Genomic DNA, 23,204 nt, shown 5'->3' with positions numbered 1-23,204 from the left:
CATTCTATATAAAAATGACGCCGCTGACCAGTTTGAAGCGGATGGCGGAGAGGGTGGACCGAAAATATATTTCGAATCATATTCTCCGGATGTCAAATACATATGATATATTTAAAGTGTAAAAATACATCTTATATACTAGCTTATCTGAAAAGGGGGATGGCCATGGACAGAATCAATCTGATTACACTTAGCGTCAAAGATATTTCAGTTTCAGTCGACTTCTATAGGAAACTCGGATTGGAGTCGATCATAATGGGTGATGAGGACGAGATGGAAATCATCTTTTTCAGGATGAAGGGATCGAAACTGGCGTTGTACCCGCTCGACACACTTGCGACAGAGACCGGAGCGGATGCGATGGACATGACACATGGCTTCAACGGCATCACCTTGGCATTTAATGCGAAGTCTGAAGCGGAGGTCGATCACATACTGGAGCGGGCCAAAAAATCAGGGGGCATCGTCACCAGGGAAGCGAGTCCAACCTCATGGGGCGGCTACAGCGGATACTTCAAAGATCCGGACGGCTACTACTGGGAAGTCGCCTATGGTGCTGACTGGGAGTTTGATGATGACGATATGCTGATCATATAGAAATACGGCCCGCCTCTTTGAGGTGGGCCGTAGTCAATCAGCGGTTGGAAGGGCTGTTTGATGAGAGGGTGAAGGTCATGGCGGTATGTCCTGCCGCTTCCTGTACTTTCAAAAACGCGGATTCCAAGGCATTGAAGATGTCACGGACGTCCCCATCCAGTCGTGTGGCACCATGACCGGCGCTCACCTTTACACCTTCATCCGCTGCTGTATTGATGCGGGATTGGATAATCTCCATGTAGTCCCCAGTACCCAGCGGATAGAGCGCGAATTTGCATCGGGCCTGTTGCGCCACATCTCTACGCGGCGCTGTCGAACCGGCCGGTGTTTTGGAATCGTCCTCCTCTTGAGCCCCGGGGCACCCGGCTGAAAATGTGCCGCTCATCGCCACGTGCCTACCGGTCTGTGCGGCGTTTAAGTAGATCAACTCCACGACAGCAAAAACGTCGGATATCGGGCCGTGCACCCAGGATGACACGTCATCCGTCTCCATCATGACTTCAGCAGTTTCGGTCTTCTCCAAAGCCGATAGGATGACATCCACGAAGTCATCGCTCATCACACTCAAATTGAATTGACAGCCTACAGGCTGTCTTGAACCGTATGCGTTTCCCATAATGCCATACCTCCTGAATATTGATATAAAAAGACTGCAGTCCGATGGGAATGCAGCATGAAGGTATATCAGCTGCACTTCCCCACGCTGGTGTTATCCAGATCGGGTCGTAGGGGTCCGGTGATCCGTCTCAGCTTCATATAGCGCCCCCAGTGCATCGGTATGCAGTTTCACCCTCATCATACATGTGATCGGCCATCGACTACAACTGACAGCTTCAGATGATTAAAAATAAATGGCGCTTAAAAGTTTGAAAATTGAAACAAATGGGTATCTGTATCGTGAACGGATACGGTCATTAAAAGAGATGCGCTTTGGGACTTAAGGACAAAGTAGCACAAACGTTCCTGGGAAAAGGAGTCAAAGTCGCAATTGCAGATGATGATGGAAACGCAAGTAGGAAAGCAGAAGGAAATTTGGCAGGCCATGGTGACGTCGCATTTCAATGGATCGACGTATCAGTGGAAGAGGATTTTAAAAAAGGCGTTGCTCCCGCCGTGGAAAAGTTTGGACATCTGAATATTATGTTCAACCATGCCGGAATCGGTCTCCGGGGCGAGACGCACAAGCTTTTCTACGAGGACGCTCAGAGAGTAATCAAAGCCAATCGAGACAGCGTATTCTACAAACTTTCATACACTCCTCCCAGGAGTGCAATAAACTTAATGACGAAATCCGTTGGATTACAGTATGCCAAGAATAACCCACGCGCTAGTGCAGTACTCCAGGCTATGTCGATGCCAGTATGGTGAATAAGGACGCATTAGGAGAGTTTTATGATGCTCTCGTCGACAAGCACCCGATCGGCAGGTTCGGCAAGCCTGAAGAGATTGCACACGCAGTGGTATTCCTGGCGGAGAAAGGGTTTACGACTGGCACGACCCTCCTTGTAGATGGCGGCTATACCGCCCAGTAGTTTTGCAGGGGCAAGGCATCAGACATATGGTCTGGTGCCTTTTTTGGTTGGTTATTTTGTAAAGATTATGACTATAGAAGTCAACTGTCAGCACAAAAGGCATGTTCCCATCGTTATTAATGTTGTATGAACTCTGATAAAATGGATAGACAGAATACCACGTAAAAGGGGCGAATATTATGACTGAGAGCGGATGGCAATTGAAGCACACTTATACAGAACTCCCGGAAGTCTTTTATAGAGAAACACAACCGGAGCGCGCGGCGTTTCCAGAGATGGTCCTATTCAACTGGAAATTGGCTGGTGAATTGGGTCTCGATGCGGCAAACCTTCAGATGGAAGCACCTGATGTCTTCTCCGGAAATGCACTGCCAAAAGGCAGTAGACCGATTGCCCAGGCTTACGCAGGGCATCAGTTCGGCAGTTTTACGATGCTCGGGGACGGCCGTGCAGTACTGCTCGGTGAGCAATTGGCGCCGTCAGGCAAACGGATGGACATCCAGCTGAAAGGCTCCGGGCGTACACCATTCTCCCGTATGGGGGACGGGCGCGCGCCACTTCGGCCGATGCTTCGGGAATATATGATCAGTGAAGCGATGCATGGGCTTGGCATACCGTCGACCCGTGCCATGGCACTCATTACGACAGGAGAAGCCGTGAGCCGGGGCAAGATGCTCCCGGGTGCGGTATTGACCCGTGTGGCATCGAGCCACATCCGTGTCGGCACATTTGAGTATGCAGCCCGCGCCGAGGGGGACGGTAATGTGCGGCTGCTTGCGGATTACGCAATCCGCCGCCATTACCCAGAACTTGCAGCGAAGCCGGACAAGTACCGAGAATTTCTGGATGCCGTCATAGAACGTCAAGCTGACTTGATCAGCAAATGGCAGCATGTGGGCTTCATCCACGGCGTGATGAACACCGACAACATGACGATCAGCGGGGAGACCATCGATTACGGCCCGTGTGCCTTCATGGATGTCTACCACCCGGAAACATGCTTCAGTTCGATAGATGCACAAAAGCGCTACAGCTACCAGAACCAGCCGGGAATCGGGCAGTGGAACATCGCACGGTTTGCAGAGACGCTGCTGCCACTGCTCCATGAGGATAAGGAAGAGGCGGTGAAGATCGCCCAGCAATCGCTCAGCCATTTCGGCCAGCTGTATAATGAAAAATGGCAGAAGGGCATGCGCGATAAACTCGGCCTCGATGGCAGCGGAAGCCAGGATGACGCGCTTGGCATGGAACTGCTCGATCTCATGAGCCATCACCAGGCTGATTTTACGAAAACGTTCCGCACGCTGTCACTTGATGGGTGGAATGATGATGCGCTTATGGCCAGTGAACGCTTCAAAGATTGGCGCAGGAGATGGCAGGAGAGGCTTGAGGCACAAGGCTTGGTGGTCGAATCGGCATATGAACAGATGCGGCAAGTCAACCCGGCAGTCATCCCGCGCAATCATCTTGTGGAGGAGGCGTTGAACCTTGCGGTCGAGCAGGGGGACTACAGCAAAGCCACAAAACTGATAGAGGTGTTTGCGACGCCGTTCGATGACGGGCATGACAAGGAATATAAAGAGCCACCGGAAGATGATGAAAAAATCACGATGACATTCTGCGGTACGTGAATTCAAAAGGCATCCCTTCTGTGAGGATGCCTTTTTTCTTCTACTTATCATTTTTTCTTCTGGCGTTGAAGAAGTCGCCGCTTTTCTTTTGGTCCAAGGGGCCTGAACGCTTCTCCAAGTGTGGTATATGCTTGGAACAGTGGATATAGGCTTCGTCGACCCGGATGACTACAAAGCGTTCGGCACGCCCGTCCGCTTCTTCCATGATGTTGGAGAGTGTTTTCGCATCACAGTAACCGTGGATCTGATCACTCTCGATTATGTCGGCTCGGCCATTGACGTGCAGACCGATATGATGGGTGAAGAAGTCGATGAACAGTAAGCTGATATGGGGATTCTCATAAATGTTCCCAAGACTTGCCATAACACCATTCCCGCGGTACTCCGGGTACATTAAAGTCGTCTCATCGAGTACACGGACGAATCCTCTGTCGCCGGCGCGGAATGAATTGTCGCAGTTGCCGCCTGCATCGGCAGTGGCGATGAACATCATCTCCTGGGCGGCTATGAAATGCTGCATTTCTTCATTCACATGGTCGAGCATCTGGTTGTCATAAAAAGCGAGGGCACGCCTGGTGGTGCCGTACATATCCTGAAGGATGTGTTCGCCGTGAGACATCTGTATCTTCCTTTCATGCATATAAATAGCGGGCGCGGTTCCAGACCTGAGCCCACTATATGTTATAGCACATTTTCGATATCTTTTTTCATTTTAAGGGGTGAGGTCGTGGGTGCAACCCGTGAGACGACATTGCCTTCCCGGTCTACCAGGAATTTTGTGAAATTCCATTTGATCTTATCGCCCATCATACCTTTTGACTCTTCTTTAAGATGTTTGAAGAGGGGATGGGCCGCATCGCCATTGACATCGATGATTTCATGGATGTCGAATGTGACACCATGGTTGATGCGGCAAGCCTCTTCCGCATCTTCATCAGAGCCTGGCTCCTGGTTGTTGAACTGGTTGGAAGGGAATCCGAGGACGACCAGGCCCTGATCCTTATATTCGTTGTGCAGAGTCTCCAATTCGTCGTACTGGCCACGAAGTCCACATTTACTTGCGGTATTTGCGATAAGCATTGGCTTTCCTTTGTAGTCCTCAAGTGAATAACTTTCGCCATTCGCCTTCTTTACTTCTATATCATATATATTCATATGGATGCTCCTTTTCCGGAAGATATCTATCATTATATGTAATACGAATTATGAGCGCATCCTTTTGGCTCATAACCGTATTTACGTTATCCCATTTGCTGATCTGTGTTGATCTGTGCGAAAAAAGCGGCACGATTCTTGTCGGCATAGCCGCACTCCATGCATACATAGCGATGAGCTTCTCCGTCTTCGTAGCATTTGACGATATCTGCATGCATGCATTGGGACGGATCCTGCAAATCACCGCTTGCCTTTTTCTCTTCAAGCAGAGATCTGATCTGTTTGCCTGAGAATTTATCCATATCCGGTTATCCTCCATTCATATGAATATACTGTTCCTGAATGACCATCATATTGTGACTGTAGCCATTCGGCTGATACTTGTACATAACCGCATTTGGGGTGTTTTATTCATGATAAATTGAATTATTACAATTAAACCGTTTTCGGTGTACAATAATTAGACACATTTGTTTTTAGACGGAGCTTATTCCGTTTAACATTTTATGGCTGTGAAATATGCTATCATATTGCTAATACCATATGGGGGGTGACCTGATGACTGCTGAAATGATCTTTGTTGCTGTAATGCTCATCATCATGCTGCTTGCACTGGTGTTCGAGTTGGCACGGGCGGACCTCATAGTGTTCTTCTTCCTCGTCGTCTTCCTGCTTACCGGCGTCATTTCGACCGACCAGGCTTTGGACGGCTTTTCGAATGAAGGTCTCCTGACTGTACTGCTGCTCTTCATAGTGGCAGGTGCGATCCAAAAGCATGGCATCATCGAAGGGTATGTCGACCGCCTGCTTGCCGGCAATAAGACGCCGAAGCGCTCGATGCTGAAGCTGCTGGCTCCGGTGTCCATCATTTCCGGGTTTTTGAATAACACACCGATTGTCGTGACATTGACGCCGGTATTGAAGGAATGGTGCCAGAAGAATGGCATCGCCCCATCCAAATTCCTGATACCCTTATCCTACGTCACGATACTCGGCGGCACGATTACACTCATCGGCACCTCGACCAACCTGGTGATCCATGGCCTCCTGATCGAAGCGGGCTATGGCGGCTTCTCCTTCTTTCAGATGACGATTGTCGGGCTGCCGATTGCTGCAGCAGGATTCTTCTATATCGTGACCATCGGCTACCGGCTGCTGCCGGATACGCTCGGCGCCGGGGAACAGATCCGTGAAGAAGTGAAGGAATTTTTGGCGGAAGCCGAGATAGGGAAGACTTTCGAATGTGTAGACCGCTCCATCATGGATGCGACGGAAGCTGTCCTGAAGGGTGTCTACATCATTGAAATCATCCGCGGGGACGACCGCATATTTCCAGTGGATGCCAAGACGGTCATCAGGGAAGGCGATCATCTCGTGTTTTCCGGTACTTTGAATACGATCGCCGCCATCCAAAAGCAGAAAGGCGTCACTCTGAAGACGGGGTCGGATAAGACGCTCGACAGCCTGAAAGATGAGCAATTCCACCTAGTCGAGGGTGTCATATCCCATGAGTCATCACTGCTCGGCAAAACGATAAAATCAGCGCGCTTCCGTTCCAGATACAACGCGGGCGTCATCGCGGTCCACCGCAATAATGAGCGCATCAAAAGCCGGGTCGGCGACATCATCCTCAAACCGGGTGATACCATCCTGATCCTAGCGGACAAGACATTTTTACAGCGTCATGCGCATGCAAGGGACTTCTACGTCATGACCACCCTTACACCACCGGAAGTGCTCAAGCAGAGCAAGGCCAAAGGATTCGGCGGGCTCGTGCTGCTGCTTGGCATGATCGCTGCAGTGACACTCGGCTTCCTGTCGATGTTCGAAGCGATGCTGATTACGGTCGTATTGCTGATGATCTTCAAGCTGATCAATCCGGATGAGATGTTATCCTACATCCAGTTCAACGTCATACTGCTGATTGCGAGCGCGTTTGGAGTCGGTGCTGCAATGACGGAGTCAGGGTTGGCACAGATGATTGCAGGAAACATGCTGGAGACTGCGCGCCCGTTCGGGGTGCTCGGCATCATCGTCATCCTCTATCTCATGACAAACATATTCACTGAACTGATCACCAACACCGGGGCTGCCGTATTGATGTTCCCGATCGCGATGGAGATGGCTGAACAGATGGCCCTTGAGCCCATCGGACTCATGGTGACCATCGCAATTGCGGCTTCGGCGAGCTTCATCACACCGATCGGTTACCAGACCAATCTGATCGTCTACGGCCCCGGAGGCTATAAATTCACAGACTACATCAAGGTCGGCGCGCCACTGTCGGCGATGACGATGGTGATTTCGACGCTTATAATCTACACGGTATGGTTTTAGATTACTGAAAGAGAGGATACAGAGTAATGCAACTAGGAATATTGGAACAGATGGCAAAACCAGTCGGCGTCAGTGCAGAAGAGATGGCGCGTCACACGCTCAATATGGTGCAGCGTGCTGAAGCACTGGGGTATACCAGATACTGGTTTGCAGAACATCACGGCACACGTGGCATGGTATCAAGCGCGCCCGAAATCATGATGGCGGCGGCCGCTTCACAGACTTCACATATAAAAGTGGGGAGCGGCGGCATCCTGCTGCCCCAATACAGTCCATTCAAGGTCGCCTCCCAACTTGCCCAGCTCGAGGCGCTCTATCCAGGGCGGATCGAGGGTGGGATGGGGCGCTCGCCAGGTGGGGCTGAGTTCATCCGCACACGGCTCGCGGACGATAAACCCAACCAACTCGCGGATTATCCCGATAAGTTGGACGCGCTCATCCATTATCTGGACGGCAGCGCCAGGGTCAAAGCGGCACCGCGGACCATAAGCCGGCCGTCGCTCTATTCCCTAGGCCTCGGCACAAACAGCGGGGTGCTTGCGGGTGTTCTCGGCATCGGCTACGTGTTCGGCCATTTCCTGAAGCCGGCAGGAGGTACTGCAGCAATCCGGGCCTATCGGGATGCGTTCCAGCCGGGTTTCATGGAACAGGATGATGTGAAGGCATGCGTGTTCGTCATCTGCGGGGAGGATGATGCCCATGCAGAACATCTGGCCAAGACGCAGGACATATGGCTTTTGAATACGGAAAAGGGTTTGGACAGCCAAGTGCCGACTCCAACACAGGCGGCTGAGAAATATAGTGCGCTCAATAAGAAGGAACAACACAAGATCGAACAGAACAGGCAACGCATGATCATCGGCGGCCCGCACACGGTGAAGCATAAGCTTGATCAGCTGCGGACAGACTACGAGTGTGAAGATTGGCTTATTTTATGCAATATACATGACTTGGACGAAAAACGGCGTTCATACGAGCGTGTAGCGGCCCTCTATCTATAGCTTATATTCATAAATCATGAAATTTATGATGAACCGCTTCCAATTTCAATTGGATTCATGATATATTACAGAAGCTGATTTTAGAAAGAGGTGTTGAAAAAATGGAATTTTCAGTATGGAATCTTGTGACCGATGTCGGTCTCATCGCCATGCTGCTATTGGTGGGCATGTTCCTCCGCGCACGCATCGGTTTGCTGCAGCGGTCCTTCATGCCGGCAAGCATCATAGCAGGTATTTTGGGATTGATACTCGGTCCCAATATGCTCGGATGGCTACCGTTTTCCGATTTCATCGGAGATTATCCGGGTGTACTGATTACAATCGTCTTTGCTTCAATCCCGTTGACGACGGGCCGCTTCAATATAAAAAAGACCATCAATAAAGTGGGCGGGCTATGGTCATATTCCCAGATTGCGATGCTCCTCATGTGGGGCCTCGGGCTGGTATTCGCACTTGTGCTCCTTGGTCCGGTGTTCGATCTACATAATGGATTCGGCCTGATACTCGCTGCCGGCTTCGTCGGTGGGCACGGTACTGCCGCAGCCATCGGCGGGGCATTCGAACAGCAGGGATGGGAAGAGGCAACATCACTTGCGATGACTTCTGCAACACTTGGGGCGATACTCGCAATCAGCGTTGGTCTATTGCTTATAAAGAGGAGTGCCGACGCCGGCTATGCCAACTACATTTCGAAATTCGATGACCTGCCCGAAGAGTTGAGGACAGGCCTCGTTCCTGAAGATAAGCGCGAGTGGATGGGCAAGGATACGGTGTCGGCCATTTCGATCGATCCGCTCCTGTTCCATATCGCACTCGTAATGTTCGTGAGCATGATCGGCTACTACTTGAGCAAGTTTGGCGAGTCGCTATATGCTGGCCTGTCGATTCCTGCCTTTTCAATCGCCTTTCTGATCGGTCTGATATTGAGCCTGCTGATGCAGTCGGCTGATATGGACAAGTACATCGATAAGAGCGTCGTGTCCAAGATAAGCGGCAGTGCAACTGATGTCCTGGTGGCGTTCGGTATTGCTTCCATCAACTTGACTGTGGTGGCCCAAAACATCGTGCCGTTCAGTATATTGATGGCGTTTGGCATATTGTTCACGTACGTCTTCTACCGCTTCGTCTCCCAGTACTATTTCCAGGAAAACTGGTTCGAGAAGGGCATATTCACATTCGGCTGGATAACGGGCGCGGTTGCGATGGGCATCGCATTGCTGCGCATCGTTGACCCACGCCTCGAAAGCAATACGCTCGAGGACTATGGGCTCGCCTATATTCCAATTGCGCCGGTTGAGATCGCTTTGATCACTTTTGCGCCATTGTTCATTGCGAGCGGCCAGCATTGGCTGTTTGCCCTGATTACAATCGGAGCGAGTGCCGCCATCCTGATCTTCTCCTATACGAGAGGCTGGCTGCACGTGAAACGCCAAGGCTAAGACAGAGAATATCCCCGCTTCCTTGAAGCGGGGATATTTTTTTATGCCATTAAAAATTGGAGCATATGGGTTAAAAGGCATAAAACGATGGTATAGATAGGGTGAAACACCATTAAAATGGAGGGATAGGATGGAAGCGGCACATATATTTGCCTGGACATTACAGTTTGAGACTGAAATTCCCGAGGATGCTGAAGACATACTCGTTGACGGGGAACGTGCGATAACTGCTTTTAAGACGTTGCGTGACTCGGCCATATTCACGGACCGAAGGATCATCATGAGGGATGCGCAAGGATTGACGGGGAAGAAAGTTGAAATGTATTCCCTCCCGTACAATGCAATCCATATGTGGTCGACGGAGAATGCCGGTGGCATGTTCGATGCGAACGCCGAGGTGGAACTTTGGACGAAAGTCGGCAACATCAAAATCAATCTGGGCCGCAAAGTCGACATCAGACGGTTCGATCGCCTGATTGCCCAAGCTGTTCTATAAAATGATACGCACCCTAGTAGGGTGCGTATTTGTCATTTATACATGTATTCTGTTTGCTTGAGCAACTTCGCGTGTTCAAGATATCTCTTTGGCGCCAAGAAGGTGACGGTCACCACCCCGGGATTACGCCCGATATCAATGCTGCCCGTGATGGTGGCACGATTCATGATCTCGGGGACATCCGTCCGGAACAGCTTCGCTGCGCGTTCCATGCCGTTCAATGTAGCGGCATTGAGATCGGCGCCTGTGCCGATGAAGGATACGGGATAGCTCTCTTCAAGTTCCGGCACGTGCCAGGCTTCGGCCATCCGGTGCACTTCTTCCTTCTCTTTATCGGTAAATGGTTTGGCCAATGCCGGTAGATCTTCTGTAAGGGGCAGTAGGATCGGGCCTTCAATGGCGAGGTTCTTGATGACGTCGACTTGAAGGTCGACGATACCGGCTACATCGGTCGTATGGCCTGCGATTTCCCCATTGCCCTGCATGGCGTGCATATCCCCGAGATAGATACCGCCCCCTGCTACTTTGACTGGACAGATGACAATAGTGCCTTCGCGGACCCGGTTGACGTCCATATGGCCGTCGGTCCGGTCGACAAGCTGCGCTTCAGTCAATCCATAGTCGTGCGGGGCATCGATCAGGAACTGTCCAAAATCCCCCGCATTATGGGAGTCAGGCATCGGGCGGGCTGGGGTGGTTCCGAGCTGGCCAAGGAAAGGGATCACCCGTGCCATGACGCCTGGTATATCATGCGGGGCGAATGTTACGACCGGATGCTGGATGGAATCTTCAGGTGTGGCCATGTAATGCCTGCCTGCGTGGGCCACCTTTTCAGCACCCGACTTATCGAGTGTCAAACCGACAGAGCGCTTTTCATCGAATACCATCGTGTAGGCGTTGGTGAAGGTGAATGGGGTGACATCTTCACCGCATTCTGCACACCGGACGGCGCCCTGGCCGATGCCTTCTGTGACGGATTTGGGGTTTTTGGCACCACAGTTCGGACATACGCCTGCAATGAACGGATCGCCGTTGAACCGGCCTTCCATGGGCTTATCGTTGCCTGAAGCGGTCGCTGTGGCCGTGACCCGTATCGAATTGATGCGGATGGCGACCGCATCCCCGACCTCGGCCCCTTCCACGAACACCGGCTTCGTCACCTCATGGCCACCCTTCAGTTCAGGGGTGATCATCGGGCCCCAGCACCCTGGTGCCGTATTGGCGATGATATGGCCGCCGTTTTTGACTTTGTAGTACATATCTTCCGTCGGATCCAGGATGCCATCTGTAAATTTGTCTACATAGACCGTCTGCCTAGCTGATTGCTTCGTCATCTTAGACACATCCTTTCATATTGTCCCCTCCATGATACCATCAAAATGGCATGTACACGAACGATTAGTGTGTCAATTCAGAAAACTTCAGCTGATTATACTCTGCCACTAAAAGGCATTCCTTCCAGGTATGCTTTATGGAATAATGTGAGTATCAACGATGTGAAAAGAGGGGAACCGATGAAAGACATTCTATTTGCACAGCTCGAATCACTGTATCCCGAGATGGTCGAAATACGTCGTCATCTCCATATGTATCCAGAATTATCATATCAGGAAAAGGATACACCGGAATATATCATTGCACACCTTGAAACACTCGGCATAGAATATAGGCGTGATGTAGGGCTGAATGGCGTCGTCGGCTATCTGAAGGGGGCATATCCGGGACCGACCGTGGCGCTACGGGCTGATTTCGATGCCCTGCCAATCCATGATGAAAAAGATGTCCCGTACCGCTCGAAGTATGATGGCATCAGTCATGCGTGCGGTCATGATGCCCATACGGCCACACTTATGGCCGTTGAAAAAGTCATGGCGGGTCACCGGAGCCAGATGCATGGGAACATTGTCTTCATCCATCAGTTTGGAGAAGAATTGCTGCCGGGCGGGGCGTCGTCGATGATCGACGACGGTTGCCTGGAAGGAGTCGATTACATATACGGTGCCCATGTATGGACGGACGATCCGATCGGCACGCTCGGCTTCAGGTCAGGGGGGACGATGGCTGGCGATGATAACTTCACCATCACCGTCCAGGGCAAGGGGGGGCACGGTGCATTGCCCCATCTGGCGATTGATCCATTGGCTACAGCGAGCCAGCTCGTCATGAACCTGCAGCAGATCACCCGTCGCCGGACCGGGCCGAATGACCCGGGCGTCATTTCAATAGGAAGTTTCCATAGCGGTGACGCCCCGAATGTCATCCCGGATACTGCACAGATTACAGGTACGCTACGTGCCTTTGATATCCAATCCAAATATGAACTTGCCGAAGAAGTGAAACATGTTGCAGACCTTACCGCCAGGATGAGCGGTGCCTCTGTCAATGTCGACTTTACCTACGGCTGCATCCCGCTGATCAATCCGACTGAGGAGACGGAAATGCTCAAGTCGCTCTCCGTCAGGCATATGGAAGATGTGACGATTATTGAAAAGGGGCGCATGATGACTGCAGAAGACTTCGCCTATTACCTCCAGCATGTCCCTGGGACGTTCTTCTTTGCAGGTGCACAAAATCCGGCAGTGGATGCAGTCTATCCGCATCATCATCCGAAATTCGACATTGATGAGCGTGCGATGCTCGAAGTCGGCAAGGTCTTCATCTTGGCGCTTTTACATCACCTCGGCCCTGAATCGGCACTGTAATTGGACCGGAATCTCTGATTCCGGTTTTTTTAGTTACAAAAGTCACATCGCTATAGCGAGTATTCAGAGAATGTGTTATTTTCAATCAATACGGTTGAAACCGTTTTCCATTAAAGGGGGAAGTAACATGTCAAAATTAAGGCGTACGTACCGCAATATGTGGCGGGAATCGAAGCGGACAAAGTCCTTGCTGAAGTTCTTCAGTGTCGATGAGGCGAAGAAGCACGCGGATGGGGGTGGCTCCTCGCATGGCTCGGAAGGGCCGGAGAAATCCTACGGGCGCATGCAGCTCACAGGACTCATATTGGGGCCTCTGCTGTTTATCCTGACACTTCTGCTGCTCGATACGGAGGGGCTTGAAGAGGGCGGCGTCTTTGTCGTCGCTTCAACATTATGGATCGCCACATGGTGGATTACGGAAGCGATTCCGATTCCCGCAACATCACTCATGCCACTGTTTCTGTTTCCGATGGGTGGGGTCATGGATAGTGGGGCCGTCACGAGTGCCTACGGCAACGACATCATCTTTCTGTTCCTCGGCGGTTTCCTGATTGCACTCGCGATGGAACGCTGGAATCTACATACCCGCATCGCATTGACGATCATCAATGCGATCGGCACGCGCACATCGATGATACTGCTTGGCTTCATGATAGCAACCGCGGCCCTGTCGATGTTCGTCAGCAACACTGCTGCCGTCATGATCATGATACCGATCGGGATGGCCATCATAAACGAAGCCCAGTCGCTCTCTTCATCTGCACTAGAAGATGATCTGATGCGCTTTGAAAAATCACTCGTTTTGGGCATAGGATATGCCGGTACGATCGGCGGTTTGGGTACACTGATCGGTACTCCACCGCTTATCATAATGGCAGGACAGCTGAAGGAGATCTTCGGCTATGATATGAGTTTCGCACAATGGATGATGTTCGGTGTACCGATTGTCATCATCTTCCTGGCGCTCGCCTGGGCGTTCATGAACTTTTTCGCCTTCCGGCACAATATGACTGAGCTGCCGGGTGGGCGCAAGATCATTACGGATGAATTGAACAAGCTCGGCAAGATCTCCCGGGAAGAAATGCTTGTACTCATCGTCTTCCTGTTTGCTGCATTCATGTGGATCACGCGCGGATTCATCTGGAGCAAGATCGAATTCACAAGCATGCTGACCGACGGTGCCATCGCTATGCTCGCATCGGTCATACTGTTTCTGCTGCCGACTGCCAAAAAGTCGAAGCGCATACTGGACTGGTCGGTTTCACGCGAACTGCCGTGGGGCGTTCTGCTGCTGTTCGGTGGTGGTCTGGCGCTCGCTGCGGCGATTGTCGAGACAGGTGTCGACCAGTGGCTCGGTGAGATGCTGGAGGGTGTCGAAGGCATCCATATCATCCTAGTACTGGTCGTTGTTTCCGTAACGATACTGTTCCTCACGGAAATCACCTCCAATACGGCGACGGCGACGATGATACTGCCTGTACTGGCTGGATTGTCGATTGCACTTGAAGTCCATCCACTGACGCTCATGGTGCCGGCTGCAATGGCGGCGAACTGCGCATTCATGCTGCCTGTCGGGACACCACCGAATGCGATTGTCTTCGGGACGAATAAGATCAGCATCCAGGAGATGGCGAAGACCGGGTTCGCCCTGAACATCATCGGGGTCATCCTGATAGTGGCATTCGTCTATGTGGTGATGCCGCTCATCTTCGGCATCAATCTGCTCGACTATAAAGGGTGACATCTGGAAATCGCAGTAGAACATCAGAAGAGGCCCGGACCAACTGGTCCGGGCCTCTTTCATGTCTTTTAGTTGCCGATGTCTTCAAAGTCGTCCAGCGGCACGACATAGATGTTGCCGTCCTGGCTGCCGATGAATAGCGTATCGTTTGCAATGACCGGTCCGGCGGGCGCAAGCACACCTTCAAGCGCCATTCTTCTGACGGGTATACCGCGTGTGACATCCAGCCCGACGATCTCGCCTTCAACATTTGAGAAATAGACGATGCCATCTTTGGCGACCGGCGGTGCTTTCGCAGCCGCATCCTCGTGCGCCCAGAGCTGTTCGCCGCTATTTAGATCGTAGGCGTAATAGGTTTTGGTAATGGGGCTGGCGACGAAGACTGTGCCCTCATGGATGATCGGGGCGCCTGATTTATTGTTTTTGACGAACTGGCCAGCCCCCCAGTTATCTTGCCAGGCTATTTCACCGGTTGAAGTGTCCAATGCATAAATTTCATGCTCCAGTTCCCCGTCCTTATTGGAGACCAATCCCGTGGTGATGACCAGACCGTTGCTGACTGCAGGTGGCACATCATCAAGCCCCATGACGACATCCGGAAATTCAGTCTGCCACGCCATTTCATCTTTCTTCAGATCATATGCCGAGAAGGTGTAGGGGAGGGGTCCACTGCCCCCGACATAGAGCATATCCCCATGGATGTTCGGGGAGGACATGCTGACGGTGGATCCGATGTCTTCCTTATGGATGAGCGCCCCTTCATCGAGTGTCAGCTTATACAAGGTGCGGTCACCGGTCGTGATGTAGAGGTGATTTTTGTATATGGCAGGGGTGGGCATGACCTCGCCCTTTGTCCCATGGCGCCATACCAGTTTGCCGGTATCTGCATCAAGCGCCATGACACCGCTCTCCCCGGTGCCGCGGATCGCCCTGTGCCGAAATAGATCCTGGAGTCCGAAGTTTTTAAAGAAGCTGTAGGCCCGGTTTTTTTGGAAAAACCTGTTGCCGTATCCCACATACACCAAACCTTCGTGGTAGATGGCCTCAGAGTGTATCCAGTTTGGTGCCGTGTTGCGCCACATCCGCTCGCCACTGTCGAGATCAAATGCCATGACATCCCCTGAGTTATGGTTGCCGATGAATACTTTGCCATCTGCCACCACCGGCGTCGCCCGTACTTCGTCCTCTGTCTCCAATATCATATATTCAAGTGGTTCATGGCCGGAATCGATGACGGCATTATTGTCCGGTGAGAGCCGGTACTGCGTCCATTCCTCCGCCCCGAAGGGGGCCGCAGCAGAAGCGTTTTTTGTATCAGTGTGAGAAATCACAAACAACGTGCCGGCAGCAATTAAACATTTCAGGAATTTTTTCATCTTCATCATCCCCTTCAATTTGTGTGCCAATTGTAAATTTTACGTTTAGCATGTCTTCTGTTAGGATATAAAACATAAAAGGGAAAAGGGAGCTAACATACATATGGAAATTGAAAATAAAATAACAGATATGGAAAGAACGGAACTTGACAGTACGATGTCAAAACGTTTTGTCTGGGCGGTGGCCTATGGGTCAAGCATCGGTTGGGGTGCATTCATCCTGCCTGGGGATTGGCTGTTGTCATCCGGCACGCTCGGTTCAACACTCGGCATCACCATCGGGGGCATCCTGATGCTCATCATCGCTGTGGCATACGGGGGACTGACGACACGCTTTCCGGTGTCCGGCGGTGAATTCGCCTTCAGCTACGTCGGTTTCGGCAAATATGTAAGCTTCATCGCATCATGGTTCCTGGCACTCGGCTACATATCGGTCGTCGCCTTGAATGCCAGTGCCTTCAGCCTACTGTTTAAATTTATTTTACCCGATTTCCTGGAAATAGGCTATCTCTACACGATCGCCGGCTGGGACGTCTATATCATGGAGGTCTTACTGTCATCACTCGTGTTGATCCTGTTTGCATTCATCTCGATCAAAAGCAGTGGATTATCCGGCAATCTTCAATTTATCTTTGCGCTATTCATGGCGATCGTCGTCACAATCTTATTCGTCTGGTCGTTCTTTTCGGGCGAATTCCAGCTGGCGAACGCAGAGCCGCTGTTCAGCAGTGACAATGGCATCTGGACTTCGATTATCCTGATTGTCGCCGTCGCCCCTTGGATGTATGTCGGATTCGACAACATCCCTCAAGCTGCTGAGGAGTTCAATTTCAGCCCGGATAAGACATTCAGGCTGATCGTCTTCGGTATCGTAGCTTCAATCGTCACGTACGTTCTGATGATTCTGGTGACCTCATGGGTCTATCCTGATGAGCAGACGATGGGCGGTGCACTTTGGGTGACCGGCTCTGTCGTCCAGAGTGCAATGGGCAGCATCGGCATGACATTGCTCGCACTCGCCATCTCATTCGGTGTGTTCACTGGCCTTAACGGCTTCTATATGTCATCATCCCGCCTGCTGTTCGCGTTGGGCCGTGCAAAATTCATCCCTGCTGCCTTCATGAAGGTCGGCAGGAACAAGACGCCGTATGTGGCCATCCTTTTTGTAATGGCTGTCTGTCTGGTGGCCCCTTGGCTTGGGCGTACCGCTTTGAGCTGGATTGTGGATATGTCATCTACAGGGGTGTCAATCGCCTTTCTCATCACCAGCCTGGTCGCGGTCAAGTTCTTTAGGGTGAAGGAGAACTATAATCTCCTCTACGTCATATTCGGCGCACTTGGTGCCGTCATATCGCTGGTCTTCCTCGTGCTACTATTATATCCAGGTTCCCCGGCATCGCTCTCTGCCCCTTCCTATTGGGCTCTGGCAGCCTGGACGGTGCTTGGACTGCTGTTCTTCCTGTTCCAGTATAAGAGGCTGAACGCGTTGACTAAAGAAGAGCTTGACTATCTGATTTTAAATGAAGAAGAATGATACAAAGAGCCCTCTGATGTGATCAGAGGGCTCTTTGGCTCTTTGAGGCGATGAAAAAGCTTTTTGGAATATTACAGTTGTGTTACAATGGGAGGGGTGTGAAGATAAGTGACTCTTAAGCAGAGGAGACGACCCAAGTGAAACAGATATTAACCATTTTCGCCATACTGCTGTTAAGTGCATGTACACCGAGGGCGGAGCAGAATATTGGATTTGAAGAATTCAAAGCTGAACGGCCGATACCCGGCACACTCAATCATGAAAACTTACAGTTGGCCCAATCTTCCATCAACGATGTGGAGGCAGCAGAACTGAATGCAGAAGCCGTGGTTCATCTAGCGGATGGAAAGGGCATCGATGATTTCTATACGCAGGAAGAGCGGAATAATTTGAGTGCAATGATTGATCATCTGGAACAGATCCATCAGGATGTGGCGGGGATCTGGGACGATGATTTCAGCCCACTTAAGAGAAAATATCAATGGGCGGCTCTTACTTCCAGTGAATTGGCACCTGCACTCGAGTCGTTGCATGAATCCTATAATACGCTCGAGATGGAGTTGGAAGGGATGCAGATTCCTGAATATCTGAAGCCGGTCCATGCTGAGTATTTTGAACGACTGAAGTCGGATTTGGGATTGGCGATCTCAAACCGTACCTTGGCACTGATCGAGTTCAAGCTTATGAATCAGGAAGCAGAATACGATATGAACGAAACAATGTTCGACGTTCATATGCGCAATAGCAGAAAATATATGTCCAACGCTTTAGACACGATCAATCATCTGGAAAACCTGGAATCTGCTTTCCATGACGAAGACCGGTATATCGTGACGGAGAAATAGAAAAAGGGGGGGTCCGATAGCGGAACCCCCCTTTTTTAGTCATATGTGACGATTAATTGCCATCATTACCCTTGTCATTTGCATTATCGCCTGCACGTGTCGTTTTGTCTTTTTCTTCCTCACCTTCATCACCGTCGATGCCGTATTTGTCGACGATGCTGTCCCCTTTCTCACTAATCGTATCCCATTTATCTCCGGCACCTACTTTATCAGCATGTTCATCTCCGAATTCTTTAGCCTGATCCCATTTTTCGGAGACATTCTCACGTGTATCCTTATCTTTTGCTTTGTCGACCAAGTCTTTTGCCTTGTCGAATAATCCTTTTTTCTCTTCTGCCATGAATGATCCACTCCTTCTATAAGAATCTAAGCTGTTTTTCAAGCTACATTAAACACTACCTATATATACAGGTTGTTAAACATAAAAATGAAAACAGGAAAATCACTGCAATAAGCAGCGACTTCTATAATTACTTGTTATCGTTATCGAAAGCGTCTGTTGCCTTATCTTTTACGTCTTTCGCTGCATCTTTCACTTTGCCTTCTGTTTCTTGGCGTTTACCTTCTTCTTTAGTCTTCTCATCATTCATAAAATCTCCGGCAGCCTTTTTGGCTTTACCCATCAATTGATCTTTTTTACTTTCTTCAGCCATATTAACACCCCTTGGAAATTTTTCGTTACACAACTACAATGCCCGAATCCATAAAGAAATAAACATTTCCTTGTTATATCCGCTGAAATTGTCTTTGCTATCATGTAGTATATGGTTTTGGAAGGTATAAAAGACAGGGGTGGAGAAATGTTTGCGATAAATGGAAGATTCAATCAGACCTTTAGGGAATTTGATACGTATAAGAGGCTGGGGATTGTCAGTTTGACGACTTCCCGGCATAAAGAAAGTGTAAAAGAGCTGAAGCGAGGCGATGAATTCGCATTATATAGCACCAGGCAAGGTTTCCTTGGCATTGGGCGGGTAGTGGAGCCCGCCATCCCCTTTGAAGCATTTAAAATGCATTCAGGTGGAAAACTCATCGAGTACGATGAATATCCCTTCAAGGAAATCCAGCGCATCAATCCGCATTTTGGAAAAGAAGAATATGTATTGCGCGTCGAATGGGTGACGGTCGTCGAGTCGGATGACGATGGTCTGATGATTGGCGAGTATGAAACGGCTGACCCGGTTACACAGCTGGACGCCGACATGGTCCAACGTGTGCGTAATGCATTTAATCTTAAGTGACAAAAAAACCCTCCAAGACGGAGGGTTTATCATGAAGCTCTTTTGGAGAGCAGTCTGTCTCCTGCTTCCGTCAATTCTATATGGCTGTAGTAGAAGTCATAGTCGAATGGCGTCAGTATAAGCAAGCCCTTTTGGGCCATAAGCCGCATATGGAAGTCGACCGTCCTTATATCATATTCGGCCATGCTTGTATTCGGATAGTCAAACAGATCATTTTTGACATTATATAATATTTTATATTCCAGCTCGGTATCATAAGAAATATTCATGTCATCACTCCTGACATAATATTATAGGAACGTATGTTCCTGATGTCAATCAAATCACTTTTACATATATAAAAGCCATATTTTATGTTTAAGGCGTGATGACATGTGGAATACTATATAATGTAACGAAAGATATTTAAGGAGTGATCCAGTTTTGACTAAAAAAGTCGCTATACTGATGACGGATATGGTAGAAGATATCGAATATACGAATCCAGTAGAAGCCATCAAAGCGGATGGCCATACAGTGGAGGTCATCGCACCGGAAGCTGGCGAACTGGAAGGTAAACAAGGCGGTAAATTCAAAGCCGATAAAGGCATAAATGACGTACAACCAAGTGACTATGATGCGGTGTTCATTCCAGGCGGCTTCTCGCCGGACCTGTTGCGTTCAGACGAAGAGGGGCGTTTCGGCAAATTTGCCAAGCACTTCCTTGAAGAGGATAAGCCGACCTTCGCAATCTGTCACGGTCCGCAAGTGCTGATCGATACAGACATGCTGAAAGACCGCAACATCACATCCTTCATTTCTGTGCGGAAGGACTTGGAGAACGCAGGTGCGAAAGTGCACGACAAATCAGTCGTAGTATGTGGCAACCTCGTATCCAGCCGTCAACCGGATGATCTCGAGGACTTCAACCGTGAAGTAAAGGCACAGTTGGATAAATAAAATATCCCAAATGAAAAAGGTGGATCCACTAAGGATCCACCTTTTTTATGTTGCGTGATGCTTTTGAAACCTGGACCGCTATCAAGCAGCGCACCAAAGATGACTATTCCACCGTAATCCTCCGTGCTTTTGCATGCGGGTCGCCGAAATGGTCGAATGTGGCATAGGCGATTGTATATTCGCCTGGAGTTTCCGTATCGACTTCGCCCGAAATATGGAGGCGGTAAGTGATATCGCTGCCATCGACGTCTATCACCTGGACATCTTCTTTCGGATCGAATTCGCTCCCTTGTTCAATCGTCTGATCTTCCAGTCCGAGGAAGGTGATTGCAGAATTCGCTTCTGATTCTTCAGCCTCATCCTCGCCTGCAAGTTGCGCCTCTGTCGGCGGGACCAGTGGGACACGGTCCCCTGATCCATTCACCACGTCCACCACCCTCGTATAAGTGGACCAGTAGTTGCGGCTATTCTCCACACGATAGGTGACCGTGTAGCTGCCTGGGCGGCTCGTGTCGACATTATTTTTGGTTACCTCTATATTGCCGGTGAGGTTGCCGTCGTATCGATCGACCGCATAGACACCTGCCTTCGGGTTGAATCGGCTGCCGACCTGGACGTTGAAGTTGCCTTTGACCCCTTTAATGGCCGGTCGGTTGCTAGTGTGGGCGGCAATTTCTTCTTCCATCGTTGGGCCCTTATAATCGGCGTATCTTGAGTCGGCTCCGTTGCTTTCTTCGTTGGAGTCCGCCTGCTGCATCTGGAGTTCCTCGTCGAGGAGTTCTCCGGTGATGGGGGCGACGGGTAGGAGTCCCGCCAAAAATTTTATGATTGTACTTGAATCCATCGTGGTCACCTCAATATCGGTTTAGGGATGATATCCCGCAGAGTATGTTTATCAAGTTCTGCAAGATATGCCTTCAAGGCATCGTTTAAGACAAAGCGCAGTCCACAGACAGGTGTCAGGATGCATTCATTGTTCTCTGAAAAACATTCTGCCATGTGGAAGTTATCTTCTGTCCGCCGGACGACTTCGCCGACATTTATCTCTTCTGGTCCATAGTTTAGCATAATCCCGCCACCGCGGCCACGTACAGTCCTGATGTATTCAAGTTTTGCCAGATGATGAATCACTTTCGTCAAATGGTTTCTCGAGATATTATAGAATCCCGCTATATCGTCAATCTGCACCTTTTTACCTTCGTTCATGCCAAGATACATGAGCGCCCTCAAGGAATAGTCCGTATATAATGTCAGTTTCACTGCAATCAACTCCTTTTGATGATTATACACCGGATGGCAGAATCAATAAACAGAAGGAGTTCGAAGCAAAGACTTCTGTGAACGATTTGTGAAAATTCGTACATATACTTGAAAAATCAGTTGCGGGCTTTATTATAAAGATGTATAAGAAATATATCTTTAAAAATTAAAGGGGTTCTGTAAATGATTACCGAAACTAAAAAAGATATCATCAAAGCGACGATTCCAGTATTGGAAGAGCACGGTACTACAATCACATCCGTATTCTATGGAAGAATGTTCGAGGCACATCCTGAACTTTTGAATATCTTCAACCAGACGAACCAGAAAATAGGGGATCAGCCTAAGGCACTCGCCATGACGGTCCTTGCTGCAGCCAAGCATATTGATGATCTGGATGCGATCGTGCCGCATGTAGTCGGTATCGCACACAAGCACCGCGCACTCGAAATCCTGCCGGAACACTATCCGATCGTAGGGAAATATCTGCTCGAAGGCATCAAGGAAGTGCTCGGCGACCAGGCGACTCCTGAAATCATCGATGCGTGGGGCGAGTATTACAACCAGATCGCCCAAGTATTCATCGATGTCGAAAAAGACATGTATAAGGAGGCCGCATGGAATGGCTTCAAGCCTTTCATGGTCAAGAAGAAAGAAGTCATGACACCTGAAATCGTCAGGTTCACAGTAGATGCTGAAGACGTCGACAAGACATTTACAGCGGGCCAGTACATCACAGTCAAAGTACACCCTTCCGGCTATCCGTATGATGCACTCCGCCACTACTCGATCTGCTCCAATTCAACTGAGGATGGCATCACTTTTGCCGTCAAGCGTGAAATGGCAGGCGGAGAGAAAGGTGTTGTTTCCAACTACCTGCATGATGGCATTGAAGAAGGGGACGTCCTCCATCTTTCTGCCCCTGCCGGAGACTTCAAAGTTGAGGAAGACCATGATAAGCTGTTCTTCATCGCAGGCGGCGTCGGTGCAACCCCAGTGATGGCGATGGCTGAAGATGCGATTGAAAAAGGCAAAGATGTAAAATTCGTCTACAGCGCCATCAACAAGGATTTCCAGCCATTCAAAGACCAGTTTGCTTCGCTTGAAGAGAATGGTGCCGACATCACGGTGAAATACAGCGAGCCGGACGGCTATCTGAACCGCTCCGACTTCGGAGAACTCGACGGCCGTGAAGTCTACATCTGCGGTTCCATGCGCTTCATGGATACGATGATCGAAGAACTGGCTGCTTTGGATATCGACGATTCCCGCATCCACTTCGAACCATTCGGTCCGAAAATGAGTCTCCAGACCGTCTAGAATTTCAATCTGGATCCTCCAACACATTCCATATAGACCTGTACACCCATCCGCCCCC

26 protein-coding genes and 1 riboswitch are annotated in these 23,204 nt (G+C 50.0%); of the genes, 15 read left to right on the top strand and 11 right to left on the bottom strand.

The window, feature by feature from the left end; translation table 11 throughout:
• Positions 1-165: 165 nt before the first annotated feature.
• Entirely contained in the window at positions 166-597 is a 432-nt protein-coding gene (locus tag ACZ5LF_RS08400) for a VOC family protein (RefSeq protein WP_380571960.1), read from the top strand.
• Between the two features lie 37 nt (positions 598-634).
• Here ACZ5LF_RS08400 and ACZ5LF_RS08395 read toward each other — a convergent pair whose 3' ends face one another.
• Positions 635-1,213, bottom strand: coding sequence for a YkoF family thiamine/hydroxymethylpyrimidine-binding protein (locus tag ACZ5LF_RS08395; RefSeq protein WP_380571958.1), 579 nt, complete (start codon positions 1,211-1,213; stop codon positions 635-637).
• 62 nt (positions 1,214-1,275) lie between these two features.
• A riboswitch (TPP riboswitch) is annotated at positions 1,276-1,374 on the bottom strand.
• A gap of 153 nt (positions 1,375-1,527) precedes the next feature.
• On the opposite strand from ACZ5LF_RS08395, the gene ACZ5LF_RS08390 reads away from it, so the two are divergent.
• The 3 genes from ACZ5LF_RS08390 to ACZ5LF_RS08380 all read left to right on the top strand — a co-directional run bounded on the left by ACZ5LF_RS08390 (position 1,528) and on the right by ACZ5LF_RS08380 (position 3,760).
• The gene (locus ACZ5LF_RS08390) at positions 1,528-1,965 is read left to right on the top strand and encodes an SDR family oxidoreductase (RefSeq protein WP_380571956.1); all 438 of its coding nucleotides are present in this window, start codon (positions 1,528-1,530) and stop codon (positions 1,963-1,965) included.
• Positions 1,962-2,129: an SDR family oxidoreductase gene (locus ACZ5LF_RS08385; RefSeq protein ID WP_464759142.1), complete on the top strand. Its 168-nt coding sequence runs from the start codon at positions 1,962-1,964 to the stop codon at positions 2,127-2,129. Before ACZ5LF_RS08390 ends, ACZ5LF_RS08385 begins: the two co-directional genes overlap by 4 nt.
• Before the next feature lie 179 nt (positions 2,130-2,308).
• Positions 2,309-3,760, top strand: a complete 1,452-nt coding sequence (locus ACZ5LF_RS08380; protein ID WP_380571952.1) for a protein adenylyltransferase SelO — start codon at positions 2,309-2,311, stop codon at positions 3,758-3,760.
• A gap of 40 nt (positions 3,761-3,800) precedes the next feature.
• Here ACZ5LF_RS08380 and ACZ5LF_RS08375 read toward each other — a convergent pair whose 3' ends face one another.
• The 3 genes from ACZ5LF_RS08375 to ACZ5LF_RS08365 form a co-directional block, all read right to left on the bottom strand.
• Positions 3,801-4,379: a pyridoxamine 5'-phosphate oxidase family protein gene (locus ACZ5LF_RS08375; protein WP_380571949.1), complete on the bottom strand. Its 579-nt coding sequence runs from the start codon at positions 4,377-4,379 to the stop codon at positions 3,801-3,803.
• Positions 4,380-4,441: 62 nt separating this feature from the next.
• Positions 4,442-4,915 carry a glutathione peroxidase gene (locus ACZ5LF_RS08370; RefSeq protein WP_380571947.1) on the bottom strand — a complete coding sequence of 158 codons (474 nt, stop codon included), beginning with the start codon at positions 4,913-4,915 and terminating at the stop codon, positions 4,442-4,444.
• 86 nt (positions 4,916-5,001) lie between these two features.
• Positions 5,002-5,217: a hypothetical protein gene (locus tag ACZ5LF_RS08365; RefSeq protein WP_380571945.1), complete on the bottom strand. Its 216-nt coding sequence runs from the start codon at positions 5,215-5,217 to the stop codon at positions 5,002-5,004.
• 256 nt (positions 5,218-5,473) lie between these two features.
• On the opposite strand from ACZ5LF_RS08365, the gene ACZ5LF_RS08360 reads away from it, so the two are divergent.
• The 4 genes from ACZ5LF_RS08360 (at position 5,474) to ACZ5LF_RS08345 (ending at position 10,188) form a co-directional block, all read left to right on the top strand.
• On the top strand, positions 5,474-7,252 hold the full coding sequence (locus ACZ5LF_RS08360) for an SLC13 family permease (RefSeq protein WP_380571943.1): 1,779 nt from the start codon (positions 5,474-5,476) through the stop codon (positions 7,250-7,252).
• A 26-nt stretch (positions 7,253-7,278) separates the two neighbouring features.
• The gene (locus ACZ5LF_RS08355) at positions 7,279-8,253 is read left to right on the top strand and encodes an LLM class flavin-dependent oxidoreductase (protein ID WP_380571941.1); all 975 of its coding nucleotides are present in this window, start codon (positions 7,279-7,281) and stop codon (positions 8,251-8,253) included.
• A gap of 101 nt (positions 8,254-8,354) precedes the next feature.
• Positions 8,355-9,692, top strand: a complete 1,338-nt coding sequence (locus ACZ5LF_RS08350) for a sodium/glutamate symporter (RefSeq protein WP_380571939.1) — start codon at positions 8,355-8,357, stop codon at positions 9,690-9,692.
• A 130-nt stretch (positions 9,693-9,822) separates the two neighbouring features.
• Positions 9,823-10,188 (top strand): PH domain-containing protein, encoded by a 366-nt coding sequence (locus ACZ5LF_RS08345; RefSeq protein WP_380571937.1) that lies wholly within the window; start codon positions 9,823-9,825, stop codon positions 10,186-10,188.
• A gap of 32 nt (positions 10,189-10,220) precedes the next feature.
• Here the strand turns inward: ACZ5LF_RS08345 and ACZ5LF_RS08340 are convergent, their stop codons facing one another.
• Positions 10,221-11,522, bottom strand: a complete 1,302-nt coding sequence (locus ACZ5LF_RS08340) for an acetamidase/formamidase family protein (RefSeq protein WP_380571935.1) — start codon at positions 11,520-11,522, stop codon at positions 10,221-10,223.
• Positions 11,523-11,702: 180 nt separating this feature from the next.
• On the opposite strand from ACZ5LF_RS08340, the gene ACZ5LF_RS08335 reads away from it, so the two are divergent.
• Entirely contained in the window at positions 11,703-12,890 is a 1,188-nt protein-coding gene (locus ACZ5LF_RS08335) for an amidohydrolase (protein WP_380571933.1), read from the top strand.
• A gap of 127 nt (positions 12,891-13,017) precedes the next feature.
• Positions 13,018-14,631, top strand: a complete 1,614-nt coding sequence (locus ACZ5LF_RS08330; RefSeq protein ID WP_380571931.1) for an SLC13 family permease — start codon at positions 13,018-13,020, stop codon at positions 14,629-14,631.
• 68 nt (positions 14,632-14,699) lie between these two features.
• Here the strand turns inward: ACZ5LF_RS08330 and ACZ5LF_RS08325 are convergent, their stop codons facing one another.
• On the bottom strand, positions 14,700-16,013 hold the full coding sequence (locus ACZ5LF_RS08325) for an outer membrane protein assembly factor BamB family protein (RefSeq protein ID WP_464759136.1): 1,314 nt from the start codon (positions 16,011-16,013) through the stop codon (positions 14,700-14,702).
• Between the two features lie 103 nt (positions 16,014-16,116).
• Between ACZ5LF_RS08325 and ACZ5LF_RS08320 the strand changes: the two genes are divergently transcribed.
• Together ACZ5LF_RS08320 and ACZ5LF_RS08315 are read left to right on the top strand one after the other, a co-directional pair.
• Positions 16,117-17,541: an APC family permease gene (locus tag ACZ5LF_RS08320; RefSeq protein WP_380572139.1), complete on the top strand. Its 1,425-nt coding sequence runs from the start codon at positions 16,117-16,119 to the stop codon at positions 17,539-17,541.
• A gap of 137 nt (positions 17,542-17,678) precedes the next feature.
• Positions 17,679-18,386, top strand: coding sequence for a hypothetical protein (locus ACZ5LF_RS08315; RefSeq protein ID WP_380571927.1), 708 nt, complete (start codon positions 17,679-17,681; stop codon positions 18,384-18,386).
• Positions 18,387-18,438: 52 nt separating this feature from the next.
• Here the strand turns inward: ACZ5LF_RS08315 and ACZ5LF_RS08310 are convergent, their stop codons facing one another.
• Positions 18,439-18,726: a hypothetical protein gene (locus ACZ5LF_RS08310; RefSeq protein WP_380571925.1), complete on the bottom strand. Its 288-nt coding sequence runs from the start codon at positions 18,724-18,726 to the stop codon at positions 18,439-18,441.
• 130 nt (positions 18,727-18,856) lie between these two features.
• Complete coding sequence (locus ACZ5LF_RS08305; protein WP_380571889.1) at positions 18,857-19,039, bottom strand: CsbD family protein; 183 nt, start codon at positions 19,037-19,039, stop codon at positions 18,857-18,859.
• Positions 19,040-19,186: 147 nt separating this feature from the next.
• Between ACZ5LF_RS08305 and ACZ5LF_RS08300 the strand changes: the two genes are divergently transcribed.
• On the top strand, positions 19,187-19,627 hold the full coding sequence (locus ACZ5LF_RS08300; RefSeq protein WP_380571866.1) for a hypothetical protein: 441 nt from the start codon (positions 19,187-19,189) through the stop codon (positions 19,625-19,627).
• Between the two features lie 29 nt (positions 19,628-19,656).
• Here ACZ5LF_RS08300 and ACZ5LF_RS08295 read toward each other — a convergent pair whose 3' ends face one another.
• A complete protein-coding gene (locus ACZ5LF_RS08295) occupies positions 19,657-19,896 on the bottom strand; it encodes a hypothetical protein (protein WP_380571864.1) in 240 nt (79 codons plus the stop codon).
• 154 nt (positions 19,897-20,050) lie between these two features.
• Between ACZ5LF_RS08295 and ACZ5LF_RS08290 the strand changes: the two genes are divergently transcribed.
• Entirely contained in the window at positions 20,051-20,566 is a 516-nt protein-coding gene (locus tag ACZ5LF_RS08290; protein ID WP_344701192.1) for a type 1 glutamine amidotransferase domain-containing protein, read from the top strand.
• 103 nt (positions 20,567-20,669) lie between these two features.
• On the opposite strand, the gene ACZ5LF_RS08285 is transcribed toward ACZ5LF_RS08290, so the two are convergent.
• Positions 20,670-21,410 carry an immunoglobulin-like domain-containing protein gene (locus tag ACZ5LF_RS08285; protein WP_380571861.1) on the bottom strand — a complete coding sequence of 247 codons (741 nt, stop codon included), beginning with the start codon at positions 21,408-21,410 and terminating at the stop codon, positions 20,670-20,672.
• Between the two features lie 5 nt (positions 21,411-21,415).
• Positions 21,416-21,826, bottom strand: a complete 411-nt coding sequence (locus ACZ5LF_RS08280; RefSeq protein ID WP_380571859.1) for an RrF2 family transcriptional regulator — start codon at positions 21,824-21,826, stop codon at positions 21,416-21,418.
• A gap of 183 nt (positions 21,827-22,009) precedes the next feature.
• On the opposite strand from ACZ5LF_RS08280, the gene ACZ5LF_RS08275 reads away from it, so the two are divergent.
• Positions 22,010-23,146, top strand: a complete 1,137-nt coding sequence (locus tag ACZ5LF_RS08275) for a globin domain-containing protein (protein ID WP_380571857.1) — start codon at positions 22,010-22,012, stop codon at positions 23,144-23,146.
• The last annotated feature ends 58 nt before the right edge of the window (positions 23,147-23,204 follow it).

The organism is Salinicoccus siamensis (assembly GCF_055391965.1).
This window is presented reverse-complemented; position numbering and strand designations above follow the sequence as displayed.